This window comes from Mesorhizobium sp. M2C.T.Ca.TU.002.02.1.1, from assembly GCF_003997225.1.
Map to the genome: position 1 here is coordinate 1 of NZ_RZTO01000613.1, position 3,828 is coordinate 3,828.

The 3,828-nt window shown below is 65.1% G+C and carries 4 protein-coding genes and 1 pseudogene; 3 read left to right on the plus strand and 2 right to left on the minus strand.

Annotated features, from left to right (window positions below):
- Window positions 1-59: 59 nt before the first annotated feature.
- On the minus strand, window positions 60-1,565 hold the full coding sequence (hisS, locus tag EOD07_RS26085; protein ID WP_127237459.1) for a histidine--tRNA ligase: 1,506 nt from the start codon (window positions 1,563-1,565) through the stop codon (window positions 60-62).
- 183 nt (window positions 1,566-1,748) lie between these two features.
- On the opposite strand from hisS, the gene EOD07_RS26090 reads away from it, so the two are divergent.
- Both EOD07_RS26090 and EOD07_RS26095 read left to right on the plus strand, forming a co-directional pair.
- Window positions 1,749-1,985 carry a hypothetical protein gene (locus tag EOD07_RS26090; RefSeq protein ID WP_127237460.1) on the plus strand — a complete coding sequence of 79 codons (237 nt, stop codon included), beginning with the start codon at window positions 1,749-1,751 and terminating at the stop codon, window positions 1,983-1,985.
- Window positions 1,986-2,011: 26 nt separating this feature from the next.
- On the plus strand, window positions 2,012-2,395 hold the full coding sequence (locus tag EOD07_RS26095; protein WP_127237461.1) for a hypothetical protein: 384 nt from the start codon (window positions 2,012-2,014) through the stop codon (window positions 2,393-2,395).
- Window positions 2,396-2,589: 194 nt separating this feature from the next.
- Here the strand turns inward: EOD07_RS26095 and EOD07_RS26100 are convergent, their stop codons facing one another.
- Entirely contained in the window at window positions 2,590-3,228 is a 639-nt protein-coding gene (locus EOD07_RS26100; RefSeq protein ID WP_127237462.1) for a DNA-3-methyladenine glycosylase I, read from the minus strand.
- Between the two features lie 213 nt (window positions 3,229-3,441).
- Here EOD07_RS26100 and EOD07_RS26105 point away from each other — a divergent pair.
- Window positions 3,442-3,828 (plus strand): annotated as a pseudogene (locus EOD07_RS26105) (L,D-transpeptidase); the annotation flags it as partial.

A 3,828-nucleotide genomic window follows, 5' to 3' on the forward strand; every position in this document is an offset into this window, starting at 1 on the left:
CCCGAGCTGCCAATCTCCCCCCTTGAGGGGGAGATGGCCGGCAGGCCAGAGAGGGGGGCTCAAGCGCCACCCTTCGCGCGGTCGGCAGCCTGCGCCGCGAGTATCTTCTTCACCTCGCCAACCAGCTCGCTCTCCGCCACCGTCACCTGCGCCGGGCGTGCCGCCCGCCACTCGGCATTGTCGGTGATCTCCGCCGACATCCGCGCGCCTTCGATCAAGTCCTTGATCTGCACCTCGCCCCTGGCGCGCTCGTCGCCGCCCTGGATGACGGCGACCGGGCTGCCGCGGCGGTCGGCGTATTTGAGCTGCGCCTTCATGCCGGCGCCGCCGAGATACATTTCGGAGCGGATGCCGGCGGCGCGCAGATCGGCGACCATCTTCTGGTAGCGGCCGAGGCTTTCGGTGTCCTTGTCCATGACCAGCACGACGACCGGCGCGATGACGTCGGAGACGTCGAGCTTGCCGAGGTTCTTCAGCGCCGTCATCAGCCGCGAGACGCCGATCGAAAAACCGGTCGCCGGAACCGGCTCGCCCCGGAAGCGCGAGACCAGCCCGTCATAACGGCCGCCGCCGCCGACCGAGCCGAAGCGCACGATCTGGCCTTCGTCATTGGGGATCTCGGCCAGGAGCTCGGCCTCGAAGACAGGGCCGGTGTAGTATTCCAGGCCGCGCACGACGGAGCGATCCATCACGATGCGGTCTTCGCCGTAGCCAGCGGCTCTAACCAGCGCCTCGATCGTTGCAAGTTCGCCGACGCCTTCCTGATAGACAGCGTTGGCACTGACGCTCGCATCTTGGGCGGCCTGCCCGTTCCTTGCCGTTGCCAGAAGAACCGCCTCGGCTTGACTCTCGTTCAACCCAGCGCCCTTGGCGAAGTCGCCCTCGCCTTCCTTGCCGCCATCCCAGCGTCCGGGACCGAGCAGAAGCCTGACGCCTTGCGGCCCAAGCTTGTCGAGTTTGTCGATGGCACGCAGCACCGTCAGCCGGCGGCCGGCATTGTCCTCGCCGCCGAGGCCGATCGCCTCCAGCACGCCGTCCAGCACCTTGCGGTTGTTGACGCGGATGACATAGTCGCCGCGCTTGATGCCGAGCGCCTCCATGACATCGGCCATCATCATCGCCATCTCGGCGTCGGCGGCGACGCCCGGCGTGCCGATCGTGTCGGCGTCGAACTGCATGAACTGGCGGAAGCGGCCGGGGCCGGGCTTCTCGTTGCGGAACACCCAGCCGGAGCGATAGCTGCGATAGGGTTTCGGCAGCTTGTCGAAGTTTTCAGCGACGAAACGGGCGGTCGGCGCGGTCAGGTCGTAGCGCAGCGACAGCCATTGGTCGTCGTCATCCTGGAAGGAAAAGACGCCCTCGTTCGGCCGATCCTGGTCGGGCAGGAACTTGCCCAGCGCGTCGGTGTATTCGATCATCGGCTGGTCGACCGGCTCGAAGCCGTAGAGCTCATAGACCGAGCGGATGGTCGCCATCATCTTCTCGACGGCGCGGATGTCTTCGGCGCTGCGGTCGGCAAAACCGCGCGGCAGCCGCGCTTTCGTCTTTTCGGATTTGTCGGCCATGGGGACTTCCAGTCAGTGGTGACTTACTTCGAGCGCGCGTTTCCTAAACGATGCCGCTTGGAGCGGCAAGGGTGGGCGCCCGAAACAAAACCACGCCAAAACGAAACAATTCCGCCACCGGCGCGGCATGCTGCCGACACAATCGGCGACCATAAAGCGCGCCGAAACAAGGGGTTCGGGGCTATGACGACGGCTGACGACATTATCGAGAGCGGCAGATCGGCCGGGCTGCGGCCCGCCGGGGTGTCGACGCTGAAGCCGGCGCAGCAGCCGGCGGGACCGTTCGAAATTCCGACGCAGACACGTAAGCCGACGGCGCGCGACGCGCTGGTGACCGGCCTGCTGGTGATCTACCCGGCCTTCGCGGCCGTGGCGGCCATCATTGCCGGGCTGTTCCTGACCGGCGCCGGCAGCCTCTGACTTCACTCAACGATCGGGGGATCATCATGCAGTTGCAATTTGCGTGCGCGCTTGCCGGCGCGCTGGTCATTGGCGCGACCGGCGCGGCCAACGCCTGCCAACCGGGCGACGCCCGTCTTGCCGGCCACTACTATCTGAACGGCGTCATGGAGGTCGGTTCCGAACTGCTGTTGAAGAAAGACGGCAGCTTCGAATTCGCGCTCGCCTATGGCGCGAATGACCAGTACGGCAAGGGCTGTTGGGTGAGGAAGGGCCCGACGGTCGAGGTCATCCCGGCCGGCCGCAGCTCCGCCTCCACGCATCACACACCCGACGATCGCGGCTTCAGCGGACTGGTGCTGACGGTGTCCGGCTCCAGCCTGGTCTGGGACATCAACGGCAGCGGCCATAAGGGCCGGTTCGAGAAGTGAAGGGGTCTCTTTCCCTTCTCCCCTTGTGGGAGAAGGTGGATCGGCGCGATAGCGCCGAGACGGATGAGGGGTGTTCCAACGGAGTGAGACGCTGGCAAACTTGCCGTCTCCTCCGGCGGCGCCAAGCTGGAGCACCCCTCATCCGTCGCCTTCGGCGACACCTTCTCCCACAAGGGGAGAAGGAAGAGCATTCCCTACTTCGGCCGCTTCAATCTCTTGCGCTCCTTCTCCACCTCCGCCCTGCAATAGCAGCCTTCGAGATGGTCGTTGACCAGGCCCATCGCCTGCATGAAGGCATAGACCGTGGTGGGGCCGACAAAGCTCCAGCCACGTTTCTTCAATTCCTTCGATATCCTGACCGATACGGCCGTCGTCGGATTGGCGCGCAGATGCGCGAGGTCGACGATCTCGGGCCGCTCGCCCGGACCCGGCTCGAACTTCCAGAACCAGGCGGCCAGCGAGCCGAACTCGTCCACCATCTCGCGGGCGCGCTTGGCGTTGTTGATGGTCGAGACGATCTTGCCGCGATGGCGGATGATGCCGGCATTGCCGAGCAGGCGCTCGACATCCGCGTCGGTGAACCCCGCCACCTTGTCGAAGTCGAAGCCGGCGAAGGCCTCGCGGAAATTCTCGCGCTTGCGCAGGATGGTCAGCCACGACAGGCCCGACTGGAAGCCTTCCAGGCAGATCTTCTCGAACAGCCGGCGATCGTCCGTTACCGGACGGCCCCATTCATGGTCGTGATAGTGGAGATAATCCGGCAGGTTGCCGTGCCAGAAGCAGCGCGCCTTGCCGTCGGGGCCATCGAGAATGCCGGCATTTTCAGTTGCCATCGTCAGCAAATCCATCCGTTAACGCGCTTCAGCGCAGCTTTTACCGTGGCTTTACCAGATTCCTGAACCGCCCGGTAACCACACCAAAAGGTTTACTGACAAAGCGGCATTTTACGCATTCCGATTCATGTTTTGCTTGCCGCTCCGCGCCAAGGATCGCGAAACCGAGGGCGCCCTCTTAGCCCCGGATGAGTTCGATCAAGGTGCGTTCCGATGAAGACAGCGTTTTGTTCCCTGCTCGGCGCGGCGGCCATTCTTGCCGCCGGCGCCACGACTTCCCTTGCCAATGACCGCTATGCCGACATGCCGCCGGTCATGGTGAGCCCCGACCTCTCGGCGCCCTGGGTGCTGCAGCTCGGCCACGCGCCGGGCATCGTGCGCCCGGCCCGGCAGGCGACGCGGCAGCCGCTGCAGCGCCTGTTCCAGGCGCAGCCCGACCGGCAGAAGACGGCGGCCGTGCAGCAGCCGGCCAAGCGCATGGTGATGCGGCCGCAGATCAACCCGATCTACCTGCCGCAGGAAGTCGCCTATGACGGGCCGGCGAAGCCGGGCACCATCGTCATCGATACGCACCAGAACTTCCTCTACCTGGTCGAGAAG